Source organism: Rivularia sp. PCC 7116 (assembly GCF_000316665.1).
GTDB lineage: Bacteria > Cyanobacteriota > Cyanobacteriia > Cyanobacteriales > Nostocaceae > Rivularia.
In genome coordinates, this window is the sequence record NC_019678.1 from 7333923 (window position 1) to 7358192 (window position 24270).

At 37.8% G+C, this 24270-nt stretch carries 15 protein-coding genes and 1 pseudogene; 4 read left to right on the forward strand and 12 right to left on the reverse strand.

What is annotated here, in order from left to right; all coding sequences use genetic code 11:
- Positions 1-573: 573 nt before the first annotated feature.
- The 5 genes from RIV7116_RS28145 to RIV7116_RS28165 form a co-directional block, all read right to left on the reverse strand.
- A complete protein-coding gene (locus RIV7116_RS28145; protein WP_015121729.1) occupies positions 574-1146 on the reverse strand; it encodes a DUF3727 domain-containing protein in 573 nt (190 codons plus the stop codon).
- Positions 1147-1307: 161 nt separating this feature from the next.
- Entirely contained in the window at positions 1308-1778 is a 471-nt protein-coding gene (ruvX, locus tag RIV7116_RS28150; RefSeq protein ID WP_044292464.1) for a Holliday junction resolvase RuvX, read from the reverse strand.
- Between the two features lie 46 nt (positions 1779-1824).
- Positions 1825-3081 (reverse strand): GNAT family N-acetyltransferase, encoded by a 1257-nt coding sequence (locus RIV7116_RS28155; protein ID WP_015121731.1) that lies wholly within the window; start codon positions 3079-3081, stop codon positions 1825-1827.
- 552 nt (positions 3082-3633) lie between these two features.
- A complete protein-coding gene (locus tag RIV7116_RS28160; RefSeq protein ID WP_015121732.1) occupies positions 3634-3834 on the reverse strand; it encodes a hypothetical protein in 201 nt (66 codons plus the stop codon).
- 161 nt (positions 3835-3995) lie between these two features.
- On the reverse strand, positions 3996-5717 hold the full coding sequence (locus RIV7116_RS28165; RefSeq protein WP_015121733.1) for a pentapeptide repeat-containing protein: 1722 nt from the start codon (positions 5715-5717) through the stop codon (positions 3996-3998).
- A 514-nt stretch (positions 5718-6231) separates the two neighbouring features.
- Here RIV7116_RS28165 and RIV7116_RS28170 point away from each other — a divergent pair.
- The gene (locus RIV7116_RS28170) at positions 6232-9204 is read left to right on the forward strand and encodes a zinc-dependent metalloprotease (protein WP_015121734.1); all 2973 of its coding nucleotides are present in this window, start codon (positions 6232-6234) and stop codon (positions 9202-9204) included.
- 158 nt (positions 9205-9362) lie between these two features.
- Here the strand turns inward: RIV7116_RS28170 and RIV7116_RS28175 are convergent, their stop codons facing one another.
- The 5 genes from RIV7116_RS28175 to ruvC form a co-directional block, all read right to left on the reverse strand.
- The gene (locus tag RIV7116_RS28175) at positions 9363-11735 is read right to left on the reverse strand and encodes a glycoside hydrolase family 65 protein (protein ID WP_015121735.1); all 2373 of its coding nucleotides are present in this window, start codon (positions 11733-11735) and stop codon (positions 9363-9365) included.
- 187 nt (positions 11736-11922) lie between these two features.
- Positions 11923-12675, reverse strand: coding sequence for an HAD family phosphatase (locus RIV7116_RS28180; protein WP_044292466.1), 753 nt, complete (start codon positions 12673-12675; stop codon positions 11923-11925).
- Positions 12676-13439: 764 nt separating this feature from the next.
- Positions 13440-14177 (reverse strand): DUF1995 family protein, encoded by a 738-nt coding sequence (locus RIV7116_RS28185; RefSeq protein ID WP_015121737.1) that lies wholly within the window; start codon positions 14175-14177, stop codon positions 13440-13442.
- A 167-nt stretch (positions 14178-14344) separates the two neighbouring features.
- Positions 14345-15514: a cysteine desulfurase family protein gene (locus RIV7116_RS28190; RefSeq protein WP_015121738.1), complete on the reverse strand. Its 1170-nt coding sequence runs from the start codon at positions 15512-15514 to the stop codon at positions 14345-14347.
- A gap of 344 nt (positions 15515-15858) precedes the next feature.
- A complete protein-coding gene (ruvC, locus tag RIV7116_RS28195) occupies positions 15859-16350 on the reverse strand; it encodes a crossover junction endodeoxyribonuclease RuvC (RefSeq protein WP_015121739.1) in 492 nt (163 codons plus the stop codon).
- Positions 16351-16527: 177 nt separating this feature from the next.
- Here ruvC and yvcK point away from each other — a divergent pair, with 177 nt between their 5' ends.
- A complete protein-coding gene (gene yvcK / locus RIV7116_RS28200; protein WP_015121740.1) occupies positions 16528-17937 on the forward strand; it encodes a gluconeogenesis factor YvcK family protein in 1410 nt (469 codons plus the stop codon).
- Positions 17938-18458: 521 nt separating this feature from the next.
- Here yvcK and RIV7116_RS28205 read toward each other — a convergent pair.
- Positions 18459-18857, reverse strand: a pseudogene (locus RIV7116_RS28205) (hypothetical protein); the annotation flags it as partial.
- 749 nt (positions 18858-19606) lie between these two features.
- Here RIV7116_RS28205 and RIV7116_RS28210 point away from each other — a divergent pair.
- Positions 19607-20104 (forward strand): bifunctional alanine racemase/tRNA (adenosine(37)-N6)-threonylcarbamoyltransferase complex ATPase subunit type 1 TsaE, encoded by a 498-nt coding sequence (locus RIV7116_RS28210; RefSeq protein ID WP_015121742.1) that lies wholly within the window; start codon positions 19607-19609, stop codon positions 20102-20104.
- Positions 20105-21285: 1181 nt separating this feature from the next.
- On the opposite strand, the gene RIV7116_RS28215 is transcribed toward RIV7116_RS28210, so the two are convergent.
- A complete protein-coding gene (locus RIV7116_RS28215) occupies positions 21286-22605 on the reverse strand; it encodes a dihydroorotase (protein WP_015121743.1) in 1320 nt (439 codons plus the stop codon).
- Between the two features lie 261 nt (positions 22606-22866).
- Here RIV7116_RS28215 and lepB point away from each other — a divergent pair, with 261 nt between their 5' ends.
- Positions 22867-23541 carry a signal peptidase I gene (gene lepB / locus RIV7116_RS28220; RefSeq protein WP_015121744.1) on the forward strand — a complete coding sequence of 225 codons (675 nt, stop codon included), beginning with the start codon at positions 22867-22869 and terminating at the stop codon, positions 23539-23541.
- Positions 23542-24270 lie beyond the last annotated feature (729 nt).

Sequence of the window (24270 nt, forward strand, 5' to 3'; positions counted from 1 at the left end):
AAAACCCATACCCAGTCTGATTTATCAGACTTTGTGTATTAGCCTGAGAATTTATGAATACGGCGGTTGTTGAGAATGGTGCAAGATGTGAGCCTCCGATGAAGGTTAAAGGTCGAAAGTCAAAGGTGTTAAAATCCTTCACAACAAATGAAACTAACCCTTTTTTTTACTTTGGCTAAAAGCTTTACTGTATAAGGGTTTAAAAATGTGTTAATTAGGAGATTCATAGGACTTTTGCTATTAGCCGGGGAATGGCATTCCCCGGTGGGTTGCGGTAAAAACTTATTAAATTAAATCCAATCGACTACTAGCTAGCTGAATACATATTAGAAAATGGTGCGTTACGGCATTTTTTAGTACTTTTTATAGATTATTTTATATTTTGAGTTTTATTTTTACGTTAATGGTGCGTTACGGCATTTTCTAAATGGTAATTTATTGATGTCAGGTATTTGAGCCGTAACACACCCTACAATTATTTTTCTATTACCTATTTCCATAAAATAAAAAGACGTAGCACTGCTACGTCTCTACATTATTTCCTGCAAAAAATAACTACAATTTCAACAATTACTATTCAACCTCATTAAAAAGAAGCTCTTCTAATAACGGTTGAAATTCGCGGAATTCTTCAGGTGAAAGTAATTCCGGCTTGCCTTCAGAGTTAATACGAGCAAAAAATAGTAAAGGATCTAAAGGAGTATAAATTGCGTATTCTTGTTCTTCCCAATAAAAACTTGCTAGTAACTGTAATTGCTCTGGTTCTAAATCTGCCTCTTCGTCTTCGATTTCTAAGGTAAAAATATCCGACTCTTCTACAGTCGGCAAATCACCGGCTGCTGTTAAAGCATAAGCCGTATTTTTTAACACTAAATTCTGCTCGGATAAAACAGCCTGAGCAGTGCTAAAAATCTTTTCTATTGTGAAATCATCTTCTACAAGAACGGCTTCTTCTCCGTCACCGTCTGTTTGCCAAGCGAAAATTTCTACAGGTGAGTCAGCAGGAAGCAATAAAAAGTACTCTTGCTCATCTACTTCAAGGGAATGCTCGACATAACATTCAAGTGACCTTCCAGTTTCATCAGTTAAAGTGATGGAACTTTGATTGGAACGCTCGTTTTCTTCAGGAAATTGAGATGGATACATAGCCGAGTAAAAGAACAAAGATTAATACCAGCTTGAAAAATAGATTGCTCTATCGTTCAGCAACAAATTCTTCACCGTAACATACTGACGATAGAAAAATGCTGACTCTTGCTTCCCCACTAGAATATCACGTCAAAAGCTTTTAAAATTAAGCGTTTTTTTTAACTTTCTGTTTTTTGCTGTCGTCTAATATCTAGCCATTGTTGCAGAATTAATGCTGCTGCTTTTCTATCAACTAACCCTTTATTACGTGAAGGAGAGCGTTTTTCAGCAATAATCATTTGTTTTGCTTGATACGATGTTAAGCGCTCATCTACGTATTCTACGGGTAATTTCAAAATCGCAGTTAGGCTTTTAGTAAATTTCTGCACTTGACGAGCTTGAAACCCCAAAGAACCATCCATAGAATAAGGTAGCCCAACTACCAAAATTTCTACTTCCCTTTCCTGGATTATTTGCTTAATTTGCTCGACATCTTGCAAAAAAGTTGTACGATGTACTGTCGTAAGTCCAGTAGCAATCAAACCAGTGCGATCGCACCCTGCTATACCAATCCGTTTTCGACCTACATCCAATCCTAAAGCGGATATGTATGAAGTTCGATTTGTGCTTTTTGGAGTTTGAGAAGATATTTCATCATTTACTTCATCTCCTCTTCCCTCTTGCGGAACCAAATTATTACTCCTGTGGGTTATCGGTAGAAGGGTTTGTGTTATTTCCTTCTACATTACCTTTTTGATAGGGTAAAGCAATATTATCTTTAGATAATTTAGATAATTTGTTTAGTTTTGCTCTTTCTAACATCTGCCGCCTTTTTTCCTGCTTCCACAACATTCCCCCAGGTATGGGTTTTCGTGCTGGCTGCAATCCTTGGAGCATTTCTGGTAGCTGAATTCCTTCTAAAGAAACGAATTTCGATTCCCGAACTTTGTGCCATACGGAACGAGACATAATTAATGTGTGTTCTATACGACTTGCTCCGATTTGCTCCAGATATTCTTCTCCTTCCGGTTGATAATCTGCTGAAGCAACTTTCAGGGAAGAAGACGGAAAATCCTGTGTAATACGAGCCATCTGAGATAGTAGCTCTGGATACAACCAAGTATATGCAGGGTGAACCGTCAAAGTCGCAACGTGTGGTGTTTCTCCCTTACGATCAATTCTTAATTGAAAATAACCAATGGCTGCTTTTCTTTGTGGTTCAAAGACATAACCGCTAACTATTTCTGATTTTGTCAACCATTGTTTAACTGCATCAGCTAAAGCTCCGATTAAACCAGTTTTAAAATCATGAGTTTGGCGATCGAAGACTTGACGCACCAAAGGCGGCATTGATGCGGTATCAAGTTGATACAACAACTGAGCATCTGCATTACTAACGGGTAGCAGATTGGGTAAATCTGGTTCGGCTTGCGCTAATGACGCTAGTAATTCTGGTTCAACTTCCCAATATGTCATTTCAGCCAAACGCTGAAATCCGTTTTGCCGATAAAGCGCCAAAGCTTCTTTATCATTAACATTTGCTTCCAAGATCCAGGTACGAGCTTCTAAAATCGATTCAAAACAGTAGCGCAGAAGTTGAGAACCAATTGCTTGTTTATTCACGCATTTCTCTAGCATTACCCTGTCTACGCGCCAGGTACTGCGTGTTTTATTAAATGGGGATACCTGAATAATCCCTAGCATAGTGCGTCCCTGTTCGGCTACATAAGCACAAAGACGATGCTGCAAAGGGTTGGGAAACCAACTTAAAAATTTAAATAGTCCAAAATTACGACGCAGCTTTCGCTCCTGCTGCGTCGCAAAATGTTCTTCGTTAGGTTTTTGAGCGGCGAATGACTCTTGGGAAAGACGCTCGATATCATCCAAGTCCCTATATTGGACTGGTCGAATAACGATATTAATATTTTGGGAAAGTAGTGATGTCATTTTCATCTCTGTCCGCTATTAAGCCTTAAATATAATGTAAGTACTAAGAAGTGCTGCAATCATATTAACGGCTTTACGCAGTTAGCCGTTGCGCCAAAAGAGTGATTTTCCTAACTTCATAATTAAAAACAGTCCTCAGAGAGAATACTTGTAAACATTCTCTATAGGAACTGTTCTCATTGTATTTTAATTTTGGTTGCACACCTAAACTTATCTACGATTCGGGAACACCTTCGGTGAACGAGTGAGTATAGGTTTCTCAGCGACTCGTCTTTGACGACAGAAACTGAGCTTTTAATCCGTATGCCCCACGGACTTTTGCGTACACAAATATAAATATCTTAGTTTGTAGGCTGCACTTCTGCTGTTAATTTTGCATTACACCTACATTGTCCTATTTTACCATAAATCTGGTTAGTCTAACGAGTCACTCCGCGAACGTAATTCACCAGCGAAAATACGGTGTAGCTATGCTTCCCGCGTTCCGACGCGTCCCAATACCTCCCTTTGGATAGTTATGGAACTTTTTACAATTAACTGTTAAGTTTTGTCTAACCTTTAGATTACTTGTCGAGAAATAACTTTTTCAAAATCAGCCTGAGTTTGATGAAGTAATTCTCCTCGACTGTCATCTGAATTCTGTTTTAGGCTTGGAACCAGATTACGAGCCTGGAGAGTCATGTGAAACTGTAAATGAGCAACATATTCGCTGAACTCTTCACGCGCTCCTTGATTACTTGTAAAGGTATTGGATTCCATTGCCAAAGGGTTCTCCTTATTTGATGACGACGCTTATAGAGCATATCAGAAATCCAAATCAAATATATTTCTTTCGCAATGAACTTTAATGCTTTCCTGGCTAAAAGTGAAGAAGTGTAAAGCCTTCAGCGTCTCGATCTTGTGAATACAAGCAAAAAAAGTTAAGAAAGTCTAAATTTATCTTTTAAAGCTTCTGGAACATTTAATGCTTTGTCTAAACCCCGAACACGATCCCATTCTAAATTTTCATTCCAAGTAGCATTTTCCAGATTAGCTTCATTAAAATCTACATTACTAAGAATTGCATAGCTAATATTACTGTCGCTCAAGTCAGCACCGCTAAAAATCGCTCCAGTTAGGTTACTACCACTAAGATTTGCATTACTTAAATTTGCATAACTCAAATCGGTACCTAACAAAACCGCGTCGCTGAGATCGGCGCTGCTTAAATTAGCTTCATTCAGACTTACTCCACTCAAATCGGCTTCATTTAAAATGACTTGACTTAAATCTACACCTCCAAGATCGGCACCTAAGATAATTGCTCCTTGCAAGTTTGCTCCCCCTAAATTTGCACTGTTAAGCTTGGCATAGCTGAGATCTGCCGCAATCAAAATGGCTTCCTTTAAATTGGTTCCGAACATTAACGAATCGCTCAGGTTTGTACCTCTGAGCGTGGAACCCCTAAGATTAACACCGCTTAAATCTGCCCTACATAAATCGGCATAGCTTAATTCCACGCCTATTAGATCCGCATCGCTTAAATTAGCGCCGAAAAAGATAGAATTTTTTAAATTAGCACCGCTTAAAACCGCATCTCTAATATTTGCACTAGTTAGATTGGCACCAGTTAAATTGGCACCAGCTAAATTTGCTCCAGTCAGATTTGCATCACCCAAATTTGCTCCCGTTAAGTTGGCTCCGCTTAAATCCGCACCGCTTAAATTACAGTGAGTTAAGTCGCAATCAGTCAGATTTGCTTCTCGAAAATCGGCACCGCTTAAATTCGCATCGCCAAGATTAGCACTCCTAAGTTTTATCTTCTTACCTTGTACCCCTGTAAGGTTAGCATCCCCTAGATAAGCACCATTCAGCTTTGCATGACTCAAATTTGCACCTGTGAGATTGGCATCTCCTAAGTAAACGTTTTCTAAAAAAGCACCTTTGAGAAATTCGCCGACTACATTAGTAAAATTACCAATCCCAATAGAATCACTATAGTTAATTACTCGTAAGAGGGTAGATGTAAAAAAATGTTCGCTATCGGGCTTGTCCGAAGAATAAAAAGCAATTTTATCCTGTAGATGATGATTTTGCTCTCGTATAACTTGATGAATTTCCAAGAGCAAAATCATCACATTCAAACCCGTATTTATATCTAGTTCCCGCAGACGGATAGCAATATTTTGTGACTGTAGCTGCAACATCTGTTGCTGAGGCAAGTTATTATCTGGTGCAGCATCAATAAATTCACCATCACACCACCGACGATAAAAATTTTCTAATTTTTCAAACAGAATAACTGGGTTTTCTTTGTCGCGAGCCATAAACTGCGCGATCGCAGATTCAACGACTTCCGGTTTTAAGGTAACATTTCCCAACAAAGCATAAATATGCTTGTAAAACTGTCTTCGATCCACGTTGGATGCAAAATCATTGCTTGCTTGCGCCCATTCAATTAAACTTGCTTCTAGTTTTTTCTTAAAACTAGATGAGAGCAAATTATCTTCAAAAGACTCTACTTGTTTTGAAGGCAACCGATCGGCAATTGTGGCGATTTCAATTGCCCTACTTTCTCCAGTTGCTGTATGAGGCACCTCTTCCAATCGCGATTGCCTCAAGCAATTTCTCCAAAGCTGCTTGAGAAATTCTATTTGCAACATTTGTATATATTAATACGAGGATAGTACTGACCTAAATTAGCTTACCCGGATATGTTTCAGAACTCAGTAGGTTTTTAAACAAAAATAAACTAGTATTATTTACTACGACTAACTAATCTATAATTGAGTATAATAACGGCTATTAAACCGTATTTATGTAAATTTTCCTCCTGTTTTAACTAGAAAATCTATTTGAATCATTTTTCGTTTATAAAAAACGGAATTTTCCGGATTTGATTGTTATACTAACTTTCCTGTATATTTTCTGCTGAGTTTTTCCGTTCAATACTTACTGCTTGCGACACAAGCAATTGTTAGGAAGAATACTACAGTAAAAAGGGACAAAAAATTAAGAAATGTCATATTAATCTGACCTAAAAAGTTTTCTGCTTGATATTAGACATTTAATATATCTTTCAGTTCTAATGACGAGCATGGGAGAGAGAGATACTCTCGCAGGAGGCTCTGTAAGCATTGCAAATGAATTAGGCTAAGTAGCCCGGAGATTATTCGGATGAAAACAAAGAGCGTTTATTTAATTTTGTTGCGGAGTTTGTATTTAGCGGCAGCTATCTTTGGAGTCCAATCATTGTCTGTAGCGGCAAAAGTTGCAGCAAGGCTGAATCAACAAACCCCTCAAGAAAACATATTGACAGAGAAACTTGATTTTAAAACAGCAGAAACATCTAATAATACTCTGGCAGTAAATAAAATTAATCAAAAGCATATTGAAAAATTATCGCCAGGTAAAGTATGGGTACTTGAGAAGGAAAAAGAAGTACAGGCAGATTTATTTACTTGGGTTGTAAATGACACCAAAAAGTCAGCGCAACAGCCTTTTTTACAATTGAATAAACAGCAGAAAAAACCCGCATCTAAGCCCTCTAGTAAACCGAAACCGGCAAAAAAGCCAGCTAAGAAAGATGGTTTTAAGGCGTTCGATAAGGTTGTAAAAGATACTAAAATTTCCAAAGGTTTGTTTACTCTTTATCGTAATAAAGAAAAAAATCAAATATATTTGGAAGTCAAGCCGACGCAGTTTAAGAAAAATTATCTGGCAACTGCAACTTTAGAATCAGGTATTGGTGAAGCTGGGATTTATAGCGGAATGCCTCTACAGGATTTTCTGTTTTACTTCGAGCGGGTAGGAGATAATTTACACTTTGTAGTTCGTAACGTGAACTTCCGTGCCCAGGAAGGAGATCCGCAAGCCCGTTCTTTAGCAAGATCTTTTAGCGATTCTGTTCTTTACAAAATCAAAATTAAAAGTATTCATCCGCAGCGTAAAAGCGTGCTGATTGATTTAGGGGATTTATTGCTTACCGATTTAGCAGGATTATCTTCTAGTTTGGGAGTACCGGGAAGTCAAGATAAATCTTATTTTGGTAGTGCTAAAGTTTTTCCTAAGAATATAGAAGTTCAATCAATTTTAAACTTTTCTGTAACTGGTAGCGGCAAAAGGCGAAATAAATTTAGAACCTTGGCTGATAATCGCGGTTTTACTCTCAAGCTTCATTACAGTCTTTCGGAATTGCCCGATAATAATTACCGTCCTCGCTTAGCCGATGAAAGAGTTGGTTACTTCATTACTGCTTATCAAGATTTATCAACAAAAGACCCCAGCGACCCATTTGTACGTTATGTAAATCGTTGGAATTTGGAAAAGAAATATCCCAATGCCAGTATTTCCGAACCGAAGAAACCGATTGTTTACTGGATAGATAACGCTACACCTTACGAATATCGCGATGCCATCAAAGAAGGCGTTTTAATGTGGAATCGGGCATTTGAAGCGGCTGGATTTAAAAATGCTATCGAAGTTAAGCAGATGCCAGACAGCGCGACTTGGGACCCTTCAGACATCCGTTACAACACCATTCGCTGGATTAATACAGTCGATGGGTATTTTGCAATGGGGCCATCCCGCGTTAATCCTTTGACTGGAGAAATTCTAGATGCAGATATTTTGATAGATGCGAGCTTAGTTAGTTCCTTGAAGAAGGATTACCGACAAATGGTTCAACCTACCCAGTCGTCGAAAAAAATAACTTCTTTGTCAGCGATGATGCAAAATCGCTTATTATGTCGCAATGGTTTGGAAGCAGAAGATACAGATTCCGAAGAAATACCAGTCATCAAGCGCTTATCTTCATTGGCTAGCAAATACGACCTTTGTTATGGAATAGAAGCCACCAACCAGTTTGGTTACGGGAAATTAGCGATTTCTTTGCTAAGAGATTTGCCGCCCACCAGTCAGGAAACTAAAGAATATATCCATCAATATTTAAGGTTAATTGTTGCCCATGAAGTCGGCCATACCTTGGGTTTGAGACATAATTTCCGGGGTAGTACTATGCTGTCTCCCGAAGAAATGAACGACAGAAGCATTACTCGCAGTAGAGGACAAGTTGCTTCCGTTATGGACTATATTCCTCCTAACATCGCCCCAGAAAGCATTAAGCAGGGAGATTACTTTCCTAGTATTGTTGGACCTTACGACGCATGGGCAATCAAATACGGTTACTCGCAAATAAAAGCTGCATCTACTAAAGCCGAAGAACCTGTTTTACGAGAAATAGCCTCCGAATCTTACAAACCCGAGTACAGTTATTCTACAGATGAAGATGTATACGATTTAGACCCCACTGCCGATGCATGGGACAACAGTTCTAATGTACTGCTTTATTCTAAATGGCAGATGGATAACGCTCGCAAGATGTGGGATCGAATCAACAAACGATATCCCTTAGTTGGTGAAAGCTATAGCGACGTGCGCGAACGTTTTGGAGCAGTATTAAACAATTATTTTCAGCAGATTTACTACACATCAAAATACATTGGCGGACAGTCATTTTACCGAGTTTACGCCAGCGAAAACCAAACTCGCCTACCATTTGAACCGGTACCTGTAGAAAAACAGCGTCAAGCTTTAGAAGTTTTAGGCGATTATATATTTGCTGAAGATGCTTTTGATTTTTCTCCCGAACTGCTGAATAAATTAGCACCATCTCGTTGGCGGCATTGGGGAAGCAATCCTCAAGTCGGTCGGTTGGACTATCCCATTCACGATTTAGTATTATTCATGCAGAACATGGTTTTGTATGACTTACTGTCGAGCGATCGCCTTTCTCGTCTCAAGGATATTGAGTTGAAAAGTCGTTCCGGAGAAGCACTGACTTTACCAGAGCTATTTAATACTCTTCAAGACAGCATTTGGACAGAAGTATTAAAACCAAAAGACAAAGATATTGAAATTTCCAGCTTGCGCCGGGGATTGCAGCGAAAATATTTAGATATCCTGACTAATATGGTGTTGCGAAAAGTCAACGTACCCGAAGATGCCCGTACCTTAGCATGGTACAAACTGCGTCAGCTAGCCGAGAAATTAGACGATGCAAATTCCGAAGATGAATATACAAAGGCGCATTTATTAGAAACACGCCAAAGAATCAGTAAAGTGTTAAATGCTCCCTTAAGAACAAATTAAAATTTAGTGGTTAGTGGTTAGTGGTTAGTGGTTGGTGGTTGGTGGTTGGTGGTTAGTGGTTATTTGTTGGTGGTTAGTGGTTAGTAGAACAACTATCAACAATCAAAAATCAACTTTCACCCGAAGGGTGTGGATCATCAACCATCAACCATCAATTTCTACTCCCAATCTTGAACTTTCTGTTTAATGCAAACAGGAACTCCAACTTTTAAAAGTATTTCCTCATCTTGATGCTTAATTCTTAATTCTGAACCTTCACGCAACAGGTAAGTTACTTCTTCTTGACGAATATCTACCTCCAATCTTTGGCAGCAAATTGTTAAAGGGAAGTGCAAGCGTTTTGTTCCTTTAGGCAACCTAGGATGAAAAGAAAGATTGCCGTTGTAATCTTTCATTCCGGCAAATCCGTATACCATTAACATCCAGGAACCACCCATCGAAGCGATGTGACAACCATCTTTGGAGTTGCCTGCAATATCCGCTAAGTCCATAAGTACGGCAAAATAAGCGTATTCTAAAGCTTTTTGGCTGTATCCCAACTGAAAAGCTAAAATACTTTGAATACAAACCGATAGTGAAGAATCTCCGGTTGTTAAGGGGTCGTAATAATCAAAATTACGTTTTTTCTGTTCTTCGGAAAATTCTTGTCCCAGCAAATGCATTGCTAATACTACATCTGCTTGTTTAATTACTTGATGGCGATAAATTACCAACGGATGAAAATTTAATAGCAAAGGATATTTACTACGGGGGACATTTTCAAAATCCCAAACTTTTTTGCTGAGAAAACTATCATCTTGTGGATGAATACCCTTGGCTTCATCGTAGGGAATATACATATTATCTACGGCTTTTTGCCACTCTTCAATCTCTACAAGAGCAAGATTGGTTCTATCCAAAAGTGCCGAAAATCTTTCTAAATCTTCGTTTTGCAGCATCTGGACTGTTTGAGCGGCATATCGTAAATTTTCCCGTGCCATCAAATTAGTGTAGGCATTATTATTTACTACTGTAGTATATTCATCTGGTCCAGTAACACCATGAATATGAAACTTTCCATCTTGAAAAAATCCCAAATCATGCCACAAACGAGCAGTTTCTACTAGAATTTCCACACCTTCGTTGTAGAGAAAATCCTTATCTCCAGTAATTTCAACGTATTTTTTAATTGCATAAGCAATATCAGCATTAATATGATATTGAGCCGTTCCCGCTGCATAATATGCTGATGCTTCCTCACCGTTGATAGTTCTCCAAGGAAACAGCGCTCCTTTTTGATTCAACTGACGAGCGCGCTTGCGGGCTTTATCAAGCATTTTGTAGCGAAACTGAAGTAAATTTCTGGCAATGCGCGGTGCAGTATAAATAAGGAACGGTAACACATAAATTTCTGTATCCCAGAAAAATTGACCTTCATAAGCTTGTCCCGAAAGTCCTTTTGCCGGAATACCAGTTCCTTCCGCTCTTGCCGAAGCTTGCAAAATTTGAAACAAATTGAAGCGAATAGCTTGCTGTAATTCTAAAGCCCGAGTTGCATCTGTATCGTAAGGATTGCCATAAATTTTGATATCGCTTTTGTGCCAGAATTCATCCATATATTGCTGCTGGCTTGCCAAAATTGCTTCAAAACCTAATTTTTCCGCTCTATCTAAAGTTCTATGCGCTCTTGTACATAATTCTTCAATAGCATGACCGGGTGAAGTATTGTAAGTAATATACTTAATTAATTTAATCGGAACTCCAGGCAAAGCATCTATATTAAAGACAGCCTTACCATCATCTTCAGAACACTCGCTTTTATAAAAGTAGGAACAATCGGTTAAAATTTCATGTTCAATCCCACAAGCAAGACCGATTTTAGTTTGATTGGTGACATAGCCTAGTAAAACACGACCTTCTTGGCAATAATTGACTTTCGGATTTAAAACTCTACCCTTAAAACCTTTAGCTTTACGAGGATCGTGATTATTAGCAGCTTTATGCTTGTGATTTTCCATTTCCGAAGAAATTACCACTGGAGCTTTAGCATTAAGAAGCGTGACTTCATATTCAATTGCAGCTAAATGACGGTGTTCTAAGGAAATTAAACGACGAGATTTGATCGCAACCTTTTTACCGGATGGTGTCTCCCAAACTAATTTACGATTTAGCGTACCTGCCTTCATATCTAGTACGCGCTCAAAACTTAATAAATTAGCAGTTGAAAGAGAAAAAGGTTCGTCATCAACGTAAAGCTTAATAATTTTACTGTCGGTAACATTGACAATAGTTTGTCCGGTTTTAGCAAAACCAAAAGCTTCTTCACCATAAACAATAGGCCAAGATTCATAAAAACCGTTAATAAAAGTTCCATTTTCGGTGCAGGGTGTCACTTCTTCACAAACACCGCGCATTCCCAAATAACCATTCCCAATAGAAAAAATTGTCTCCATTTGAGCTTGGAAACGAGGATAATATTGCTTTTCTACCATCCTCCATTCGTCAACCGGGTAGACGTATTTAGGAGGATTCAAAGGTTCGCGTCGTAGCATTGATATCCGTTCAACCTCACTGATTGATAATTTTGAATTCCACAACAAAAAGTGCAGCAGGAAAAACCCGCGCTAAAGTTAACGAAACTTGTATGAATTTCGTTGCCAAAAATTGAATTGAGAATCAAAAAATCAAGAAGTTATGCATCCTTCTTAATTCTTGATTAACTAATTGATTAGTTAATAATTACTGGAGCATTTCGCCCAAATCGGTAACAACTATATCCGCTCCATTATTAATAAGCGCGTCAGCATCATCATTACGATTAACTCCGATAACTAATCCAAACCCGCCAGCACTTCCTGCCTGTACGCCGGATATCGCATCTTCGACAACAACGCAACGTTTAGGTTCGACATTTAACAATTGAGCAGCTTTTAAATAAGTATCCGGTGCTGGTTTACCTGCAATTCCCAAACTTGCAGCAACCTTACCATCAACTCTTGCTGCAAATAAATCGGTAATATCAGCAGCTTTGAGTACTGCTTCACAATTACGGCTTGAAGAAACCACCGCCGTTTTTATGTCTTGACTGCGGAGATAGCAAACCCAAGCTACAGAAGTCTCGTATACTTCTACGCCATCACTCTGTAAAATAGAGTGAAAAATTTCATCTTTACGCTTTCCTAAACCATAAACTGTGTCTTCTTCTGCACTTATATCGGGAGTACCTTCGGCTAATTCAATACCTCGCACCTTTAAAAAACTACGAAGTCCGTTACTACGCGGTTTACCGTCAACATAGTGTTTATAATCGGTATCGATTTCAAAAGGTACGAAAGATAGATTATTCTCTTGAGAATGCTTAGAGAGAAATTCATCAAACATCCGCTTCCAAGAAACAGCGTGTACCTTTGCGGTTGCGGTTAAAACGCCGTCTAAATCGAAAAGAACGGCATCAAATTTATCGCTAGTTACAGAATAATTAGATTGACTCATTTTTATTATTTGAAATTGACAATCCGCCGCGAACATCTCGATACGAGCAACGCACAACATAGCCCTGCATTTACTACTAGATAAATCTAGTCAAATCAGAGCTTTTTTGAAAAAATAAAGGAAATTTGTATTCCGATAGAGTCTTATTTTTTGATTTTGACAATTGACTATATGAATCATTAATCAAAACGCCTTTGTAGTCGTTTAACTAACTTTTCTATATAGTGTTGTTAACAAGACAATATTTTTATAGACTTTCAGATTGTGTTGAGAAAATTTCGACTTTAGACAAAATTACATGCCACGAATCACACTGAAGATATCGAAAAGATAATAATTTAAGTAGGCAAACCGAATAAAAAAAATATTCTCACTTTAATTGTCATATACAAATTATTTTGAATCATGATGGCTTTGATACAATTTGCGATTCAATAACAATAAAGATTTGATAAAGTTGTCAACAGATAAAATAGCTGATGAGAATTACGAAAATATCAAGTAGCGATAGTAGTGATAATTGATAATATTTAAATTTATGTTGCCCGAACAATATAGCGGTTTCAATACTACTCGGTTAAGCAATTAAACTCGTTTTTAGATCCCCCAACCCCTTTAAAAAGGGGAGCCACTACGTTGCAGTGAAACACTTTTAGTTGAATGCAATACAAAGACAGCCATTAAAAATCGGACAAGCGGGATGCTCATCCGAATCTACCGGCATAATATGAAATATGCTGTATTTATAAAAAGCGACCTAAAATTTAACTTCTCAACGCTTTAACAAATCGCTGTAAACCTCTAAATACACTCTTGCTCGTTGCAGCTACAGTTTCGCCTTCAGCTTGCGCTTCTGTGCCAGAAATGATGGCATCCAATTCATCACCAGAAGGTTTATTAGGTAACTCGGCAACTTTTTCATAATCACCATTTTTTTCTACCCAAACTTCCCACAACCCAGGATAGCAGCGAAATACAGCAGCTTCTTCAAATATCGGGCGTAGATAATAACAAGATTCAATCGTGTTGATAAAACGCTGACGAGTTTGGCGTGCGGCATAACCAATACCTACAATACTCGAATCTTCTAGACGAGGAGCGAACATTACAAAAGGACGTTGTTCCCCTATTATTCCGCACAGTTTTTCTAACTGCGGTACTTCAACGGAACTAGGTTGAACAAATAAGAAAATTTCGTCTTCTGGTTGAACTTTTGACTCTATCGAAGTCATCCTACCAGTACCAATATCCAATAGTTGAAAAGGTATTTCATTCCAATCCCGGCGAGCTAAAGCTGCACTACCAGCATCAGCGAAAAAAATCTTTAATTTATCGCCATACTCATCAAAAGCTGGTAGAAATTGTTGTGCAGCAGGCAATGCTTTTAATTCTGGAAACAATAGCTCAACCTGCAGCCTGGTATAGCCATCTGCAAGAGCAGCTTGAGTTGCCGCACGAGCTTGGACAATTGCATCTTCTAATGTTTTTGGAAGTTCAGACATATCGAATTTTATATTTTAAAACTCTGGATTTTTGGATTTAAAGCTAGGAGTAAGCTCAGTGAGGAGTTATAAATCAACAGTTAGGAATGAGTAGCGGGTAGCAAGTTAATACAAGCTGATAATTTAATTGATTATTGATTTTACTTGTCTCCCCATCTTCTTATTACCTATTTAGTAACAAGAGCAAAACGATTTTCAAGACGACTCATAACTTGCTTTAACACCATTGCCACCCAATCAATATCTGCTTGTGTGGTGTAACGTCCTAAAGTGATGCGAATACCCCCCATAGCAGCTTTGTCCGAATAGCCCATTGCAGTTAACACGGGGCTGGGACTTAGTTTACCACTATGACAAGCTGAACCGGCACTAATACCTATTCCTGCCAGATTCAATTGACGTACAATAGTTTTCCCGCTGATTTTTTGTCCGTCGGCGTATTTGAGACAGAAACTGGCATGATGCGGTAAACGTTGTATCAAATCTCCAGTTGGAATCAAACCTTCAACATCGGCTAGCTGTGAAAAAAGTCTATCCCGTAACTCAATCAACCGGGGCGTTTCTATTGGTAATTCTTGAGCCGCTAACTCCGCTGCTATGCCAAAACCAGCAATAATTGGTACTGCTTGAGTTCCGGAGCGCGATCGCATTTCTTGTCCCCCGCCATTTAGTAAGGGGACTAACTCTACTTCCGGACGAACATACAATGCTCCTACACCTTGAGGACCATATATTTTATGACTGGAAATGCTTAGTAAATCTACTGATAATTTTCTTACATCAATAGGCAATCTTCCTGCAACTTGTACCGCATCGGTATGAAACAAAACTCCAGCACTGCGAGCAATTTTACCTATTTCTTCAATTGGTTGTACCGTACCGACTTCACTTTGTCCGTAAATAACCGAAATTAAAACAGTATTGTCTTTTAAAGCAGCTTTTAAATTATCGGGGTTGACTCTTCCTTTATTATCAACATGCAAACGAGTAACTTCCCAGCCCCAATTCTCAAGCAATTTCGCAGGTTCTGAAATGGCAGAATGCTCTACGCTCGATATAATAATATGCTGGGGTTCCCTAAATAGCTGAGCCACTCCCATAACTGCTAAATTATCTGCTTCCGTACCACCAGAAGTGAAGACAATGGATTCGTGCCAAGGCGCACCGATTAAACTAGCAACCTGCATTCTCGCTTGTTCTACAATGGTTGCCGCCCGTTGCCCCCATTCATGCAAACTAGAAGGATTTCCCCATCCTTGAGTTAGCACTGTATGCATCATATTAATCGCTTCAGGACGAGTAGGAGTTGTAGCGCTGTAATCTAGATAGATCTGCATAAAAATTAGTCTATAAAATGCATTCAGGAGCTGCTTTTATTTTCAGTTTAGATAGTGAAGGTAAGACAACTTCTGGTAGATATCTTCTTTTTAAGATTATATTGGTGCTATTTGACGTGAAGATTCTTTAAGAAAGTTCTTTTTGCAGAATATCAATTGCATTGAGTAGAAGTTGTCCTAGTTGAAGATAACCCTTATTTAACCTAAAACTTCAAAATCTATCAGCTTTTAAATATTTTCGGTTTCAAAAAGCTACCCATAAAATTGAGTGATTTCATTATCTAAAATTGTCAGTAAAATTACCTGGATTTACTACAAAGCATTTGTAAAATATTCATAATACTTTAAGATTGGAACGATGCTGTCAGTGCAATTGCCAAAGCATCAGCAGCATCATCAGGACGAGGAATATAGTCTAAATCAAGTTCTCGGGCAACTGCTTCTTGTACCTCATGTTTTTCTGCCTTACCGTAACCAGCTAAAGCTAATTTAATTTGGGAAGGCGCAAATTCTACGATAGGTAAACGGTGTTGTCCCAAAACTAATAAAATGATTCCTCTGGCTTGGGCAACCAAGATAGTATTTGACATGCGGTAAAAGAAAAATTTTTCAATCGCAACCAAATCTGGTTGGAATTCTTCGACTAAAGTATGTAAATCGTCATAAAGCGTACACAGTCTTGTTTCTAATGGAGTTTTAGCAGGAGTACTAATAATGCCAAAGTCTAGTAATTTTACTGATTCACCTTGCAAGTTATCCTGATTTTTGTGGCATATAATTGCTCCAAAACCCAAAATAGCGAATCCCGGATCTAAACCTAAAATTTTTCTTTGCATTTACTTTACTACCTTTTCATATAAACATAGTGTTTTCACTGTTTTTTTTCGCTAGGTTAATTAAATGAGTCCGATCGCTTAGAATTAAAAATTGTAATAATCACATTCTTCAATTTGAATGAACTTAGTGTAAATTTTCAATTAACTATTGTTTAGACCACTGTTTACAATTGCGATATGTCAATTGGTTTTCTCAGACAAGCTTTCAACGTCATGCAACAACAGTCGCGCCGTCGCACTCCCCATCGAGTTAACCAGTGGTTTAAGTGGTTATCTCCTGGCTTATCAGTTAAACGTTGGTTTTTGATTAGTGTGGCAGGTGTAGTATTAGCTGGACTGGGTTTAGCTATTTGGAGCGGATTTACACCAATTTACTGGGTGCTAAAGTTGGTTAGAGGCGCGCTTTTAATAATTACAAATACTATACCTTATTACATTAGCGGTCCTGTAGTGATGATTGGCGGTTTACTGTTGCTGATTTGGGGACAAACCCGCACGGTAGGCTCGATTACTCAGGTATTAAAGCCAGAAAATGATGAAGAATTAGTTGATGTGCTTTTAGCTCATCGCAGACTATACAGAGGTCCCAAAATTGTTGTAATTGGTGGAGGGACTGGACTTTCGACTTTATTAAGAGGACTTAAAACTTACAGCGCCAATATCACTGCGATTGTTACTGTTGCCGACGATGGTGGCTCCAGTGGAAGGTTACGCGAAGAATTTGGTGTATTACCACCAGGAGATATTCGCAACTGTTTAGCGGCTTTAGCTGATGAAGAGAAATTATTAACAGAGCTGTTTCAATATCGCTTCAGTTGTGGAGACGGTTTGAGCGGTCATAGTTTTGGTAATCTATTCTTGACCGCAATGAGTGAAATTACCGGCGATTTAGAACGGGGTGTAGCGGCTAGTTCTAAAGTCTTAGCTATTAGAGGTCAGGTACTTCCAGCGACTTTGAGTGATGTTCGTTTATGGGCTGAATTAGCTGATGGTCGTCGCATTGAAGGTGAATCAAAAATTACAAAAGCTGGAGGTAAAGTAGTCAAATTAGGCTGTAATCCAGCAAATCCCCCTGCTGTGCCAGCCGCGATCAAAGCAATCAAGGATGCCGATTACATTATTATGGGTCCTGGTAGTCTTTACACCAGCGTTATTCCCAATCTTTTGGTACCCGATATTGCAGATGCGATCGCCGCAACATGCGTACCTAAAATCTATGTATGTAATATTATGACTCAACCAGGAGAAACTCAAGGATATACGGTTGCTAATCATATTCAATCTATTGATAAAGCTTGTGGAAGAAAGCTATTTGATGCGGTTTTAGTACACAAAAAATCTCCTTCTGCCCGCGCTCTTATCCGTTACGCAAACGAAAACTCTCATCCTGTATTTTTAGATCGCGAAGCAGTAACTACAAGCGGGCGTAGAATAGTATCTGCGAATGTAATGAGTGAAGATGAAAATGGTTGCGTTCGTCACGATCACGAGCGCTTAGCCCAAGTCCTCTTACGTTGGTATAGCGGAACTCCAAAAGGAATGCGAAAGCTTTACAAGCTTTTTGGTAAGGAATCCGTTCTACAGTGATATCAAATCTTTTTAACACTTTTAACACTGGCTGCTAAGATTATTTATTGATTTATATACAGAGGGATACTATGACCAAAATAGACAAGATATAAGTATATTCCCTGTTTTGATATCACCGCGAAACCTCGGCTGCGTGCTGCTTTTCAATAATAAGTATTTATAGGTGCTGAAACTAACATAATACAAAAACTACTCAAAAATTAGACTTGGGTAGTTTTTAGTAGAGTGCTTTACGACGCTAGTAAGGCAGCACCGAAAAACTAATTAAATTAAGCAAATCGCTATCAATAAATAAACCTTGATAACGAAATTTGTTGTCTTATTTAACTGAAACCAAAATAATCAATTACTCAAAGGAATTGTTTGATTCGCTGAGAAGATGTTTTAAAAGTCTCCGAAGGTATAATTTTACCGTTCTGACTTGGTTCAAATTCAAGGAAGAATCTAGGTTTTAGTCATGTATCCAGATACTTAGCTATGCTTAATATAAGAGCAAAAGACCCTTTTAAAACATCCTCTTAGACAAAAGTAAAGTCTTGGTGAAAGTTAATATGAGTATTATCTTCAACAACAGCAATCAAATCTCCGTTACTCTTGATTAAAGTATCTAAAGAGCCATCGCCAGACAAGTTTTCATGACTTAGATGGTAATCGCTACTGCTACCAAGGACTTGAATTTTATCACCTTCATGACGGTCAAAATCAGTAATAGTCGCATGACCATCACCTAAATAGTAAGATTTATAGTTGTTAAAGTCTTTCGATCCTAATACAAAAACATCAGCTCCATGACCACCAGTCAGAGTATCGGATTCATGACTTCTTGAAGTGTTTCCCAAAGCAAAATAATAAGAAGCTCCATAGCCATCTAAAGTATCGTTACCATCACCACCAACTAACCGATCGTTTCCCATTTCACCAAGAAGATTATCGTGCCACTATTAGGTCTGAGTGAAAGCATTATGCAGGGGTAGAATATTTTTTTTTAATTTCTTTCCGCAATCACTCAATTAGGCGTTGCTGAATCCGGATATGAATTTATTTTTTCCTTTATAGTGATGCCCCCTAAATCCTCCAAAAATAGCGTAATTTTAATGTATCCCATCAAAATTGGGGGTTAGGGGGCAATTCATACTTTTAATCAGCAACGCCCTCAATTAAGTACTAAACCTTTGTACTAAGCAGTTGGTTTAGCTGTATAAGCGTTATGGCAGGGGTAGAATATTGTTTGAAAAATTTTTTGAAAATTAGCTGATATCAAATCCGTTTACACCGGTTTGGGATAAAACTAGTGAATAATGACGGTAAATATTTTTGTTTAACTAGTTACTTAATAGCCTAAAAAATCGCTCAAAGCTAGGTATCTTAAAAAAATAGCGTTGCTGCATAAAAAGATGAAAAGGCGATTTCATATTGAAAGAGACGTAGCAATGCTACGTCTCCACATCAGTTTTATGTTCACTACAAAGTGTAAGTAGATATTTCAGCAACGGCTGCAAAGCAATGAAATCGAGACTAAAGAATTGATTAATATAGCTTTGAGGCTTTTTTCAGATCAAAAAAATGTCTAAGCCCGACTAGACGCAGAGGACACAAAGCAAGAGTTTTTCAAGCTAGAAAAAACAACTTGAATTAGGATAATTTTCATCCACATCAAAAAAACAAAATGAAAATTCTTCTTAAAGATGCACTATCAACTCAACGTTTAGGGATAATTTTAGGTGAAACGCTAACAGCAAATACCGTAATTTTACTAGAAGGAGATTTAGGGGCAGGAAAAACCACATTAGTACAGGGGATAGGTAAAGGTTTATCTATTAATGAACCAATAGTCAGTCCTACCTTCACTATCATTAATGAGTATACCCACGCACGTATTCCCCTTTACCATCTAGACTTATACCGTTTAGAAACTCCAGAAATAATAGCCTTAAACCTCGAAACTTATTGGGAAGGTATAGAGGTTTCTCCAGGAATAGTGGCTATAGAGTGGTCGCAAAAATTACTTTACAAGCCAGACGCTTATCTCACTATACGTTTAACCAAGGCAAACGAAAATCTATACCTCGAAGAGGCTAACTCGGCTGTACGTTTTGCCGAAATCATTCCATGTAATTCCACTCTTAGTGAAAAGATTCTAGCTTTAGACATCTCCAAAAAATAAAACATCCAGCTTTAAGTGGGTGTGCAAAATTATTTGTGTGATTGCGTTCGCGCAGCGGCGCGAACGCTAACGCAATGACAATATAAAATTTATTTTGCGTGAGTACTTAGCAAATACATTTCGCAGAAAACTTAGAGTGACGCGGGTTCCCCCTAGAAGGCGGAACTAAAAGCTAGATATTTTATTACTTACAAGTGCCTTAGGCAAAAAACATCATTGAAATTAGCAATTGTATACAAACTACAGAAGCAGTTGAATATTCTTCTGTAAATTATTCCATCTGTTTACTTGTTCTATCTGCCACTGCCTCGTTCATCGCAGCAATGGTAATACGCTGTAATTATAATCACCTTATTTTCTGGTAAATTGTTTACAAGATAGAAAGACATATTGAATTTCAAGGAATTATTTTATACTAATAGTTACGATTAATTAAGTATCATGACAAACCAAATAATACTTAATAAGGAATATTCATACCTGATAGCTAATAAATTATCTAAATACTTCAGCTTTATGCGTGTTTTAGCTGAATCGTAATTACGGATAGTAGTTTATTTATGCTTTTTTCATAATGTTTAATAATTTCTTAATTTAATTTTGTGTTTAGTTTGACACGTTTGTAATTGATGTGCCTGAGTGATTGCTCGTAAGGGTAAATGCTAGTATTTTTTCAAACAAAATGAGTATAGTATCATTTTAATATCTCATTATTAAGTACTTTTGCATACTTATCAATAACAGATACTTGTATTTATTCAGTTTGTCAAATGCAGTAAATACGGAAAAAATATATTTTTTTATAGTATTTATAAGAGTCGAAGCAGAATAATTACTTAGAAATTTTTATTCAAATAAATCAAAGCATTAGTATAAACAACTACTCTGCATCCCAAAATGTATTTTTTCTGAATAAAAAATATACTTATGTCGTTTGATTATTCATAGTTGACTTAGAACTTGGGTAACTAGTGCCCTAAAAAATATTTTTTTATACAGAAAAGCGCTTAGTTACGTAAGAACAAGCGCTTGCAAATTTAAATAATATTTAAGTCGATGAAAATTACGAACCCAGACCCCAGACACGTAGTGCAATGGAATACTGGGCCTTTTTTTATTCCACTTTTTTGCAGTATGGTTTTTCTTGCTTTCTCCTTGATGAATTGCAAGTGCCTAAAGCTTTAATGCTCAAAATTTAAGGGTTTACCCCTCTTTTCTGTATCTAGCTCGCCTTCATGGTAAACAATCTCGCCGCCAACAATGGTCGTTACCGGCCATCCTGTGAGGTTCCAACCTTCAAAAGGACTCCAACCGCATTTGGTTAGAAGTTCTTCACGACGAACTTTTTTTCGTGAGTTTAAATCCACAAGCACTAAATCCGCGTCATATCCAGCTGCAATTAATCCTTTATTAGGAATAGAATAAGCAGACGCGACAGCAGTAGACATCCAATTAACAACTTGGGCAACAGTGCAACGTCCATCTTCAGCAGCAGTTAACATTATTGGCAATGAAGTCTCCACTCCAGGCATTCCTGAAGGACTTTTTGGATAAACTTGCGCTTTTTCTTCCAAGGTATGGGGTGCATGATCCGTAGCAATGAAATCAATTACCCCATCTAGCAAAGCTTGCCAAAGCACTTGATTATCATGAGAAGTTCGCAAAGGGGGATTCATTTGCGCTAAAGTGCCTATTTCTTCATAAGCAGTTTTATTTAAAAATAAATGCTGAGGCGTTACTTCTGCCGTTACCCAACTCGGTTTATCTTCCCGAAGTAAATTTGCTTCCTCAGCTGTAGACATATGAAGAATATGCAATCGACGACGATATTTTTTAGAAAGTTTTAATGCTCGCTGTGTTGCGATTAATGCTGCTTGACTGTCTTGTATTTGCGAATGAATAGCGACATCATGAATATTTGCAAATTCTTCTCGACGTTGTCTTAATCGGGATTGATCTTCAGCATGAACTGCAATTAAAATTTCGCCAGAAGCAAATATTGCTTCTAATGTTTCTTGAGGATCTACCAACAAGGGACCGTGCATAGAACCCATAAAAATCTTTATGCCGGGAGTCGGGTTGGCATGTAGCAATTCAGACAAATTATCCGCTGTTGCGCCAATAAAAAAACCGTAATTGACGAGACATTTGCTTGAAGCGCGCTCTAACTTATCATTTAAAGCTTCTTGAGTAATTGTTAAAGGACGAGTATTCGGCATTTCCAAAAATGAAGTTACTCCTCCCTTTGCACAAGCACAAGAAGCTGTAAATAAATCTTCCTTATGTTCAAGTCCCGGCTCCCGAAAATGTACTTGGGGGTCGATGACTCCTGGCAACAAAGTTAACCCTTCAGCGTCAATTACACGGGTAGGTGTTTCGTCTATGGCTGATGGTGAAACTTTTATAATTTTGCGATCGCGCGTCAGCACATCCCCAACAATCAATTCACCCGAAGGTAAAACAATTCTCGCATGGCGAATTAGTAAACTAGGAGATGACATGAAAATACACTCGGCTTAAATAACAGCAAATTGTGACATACAGCTATTAAGATTAAGGTTAAACTTATGGAATGCCAGACATTAGTTAATGTGTATTATTAACAACGAATAAAGTCCGACCAAAACAATTTAAATAACTGCGTCAACATGACAACATAACTCGTAAGAGCATCTTTGTACAGTTAAGATAAATAAATACAGTCTCCCTAGCACTCTTGTCTATTTCTGGAGCATACTAAACGTTTCTACTTGAGTAATTACATGCAAAACCCAGTGTCTGACCGTCACTCCAACCAACAACCCGACAATTCCTGGTTTTTTGAATTAGGCAAAACAATCGGATTAAGCATCGTGCTTGCTCTTTCAATTCGCACTTTTGTTGCTGAAGCCCGTTGGATTCCCTCTGGCTCGATGGAACCTACTTTGCACGGTACTCCAAATCAGTGGGAGGCAGACAAAATAATTGTTGATAAGTTAAGTTACAAATTTTCTATTCCTCAGAGGGGAGATGTTGTAGTATTTTCTCCTACAGAAGAATTACAAAAAGAGCAATTCCAAGATGCTTTTATTAAGCGGATAATTGGTTTGCCTGGGGACAAGGTAGAGCTTAGAGGGGGTCAAGTATATATAAATGACAAGCCGTTAAAAGAGAAATACCTTAATGAGCCAAAAAGTACATCTGTCGATGTTTGTGCTTCAGCACCTACACAGCCATTCTTATCTCAAACAAAAACCATTCCTACTGACTCTTATTTAGTTTTAGGAGATAATCGTGGCAGTAGTTATGATAGCCGTTGTTGGGGTGTTGTCCCTCGGGAAAATATTATTGGTAGAGCCGTACTTCGTTTTTGGCCTTTGAATAAAGTTGGTGGAATTGACGAAACCCCACTTTATAACAGCCAAGAAACATCTCAAGACAAAATCAAAGCTGAGTAAATAGCTATATATAAATATTGCTGTCTTTTATTAGCGCATGTTTTGCATTAAGGACAGCTAATTTTTTATTAAATAATTTTATCAAATATAGTCTAACTAGATTATCTAATCTAATAAGACAAAAAAAGTCATCAAGAAATCATCGGTATAAGTTATTATTAGTATAACTTTTATCAACGCATACTAATACCTATCTTACCTGTTAGAAATCCTAAGTAGGTAGGCACAAGTAAATCTATCTATGTAACTAAATTTAAAATAGCTGAAGCTCTGGCGATGATCCGCAGCTGAGCCGCACCTTCGGTGAACGCTGAATACTTCATTTCAATCCGTTACGCTCGTAATGACGTAGTTAGTTTTTATCGTACTTGTCTACTTGTATAATTTCTAAAAAGATAGACAGGTACTTTACCTTCAGTCAAATGGATTTTCAAGATGCTTTGGTGGGATTTTAAGCATATTGAGAATTTGGCACAGGTAGGTTTATTGACGCTGGCTTACTTTATGTTATACAAATATCGAAATGTTAAAATTGATTTTAGCCAAAGGGTTGATTAGCGAGAAATTAAGCCATTGTCTTAGCCATAATAAGTTCTAAAGAGGCATCTTTTTGAATTGTGAAATTATAGCCATATACTTTTGACAAAGAATTTAATTATCTTTCTGCTAATACTACTTCTTCTTAACGTGCGCTTAATTTATAGTTCGAGCACATAGACTTTATTTGAT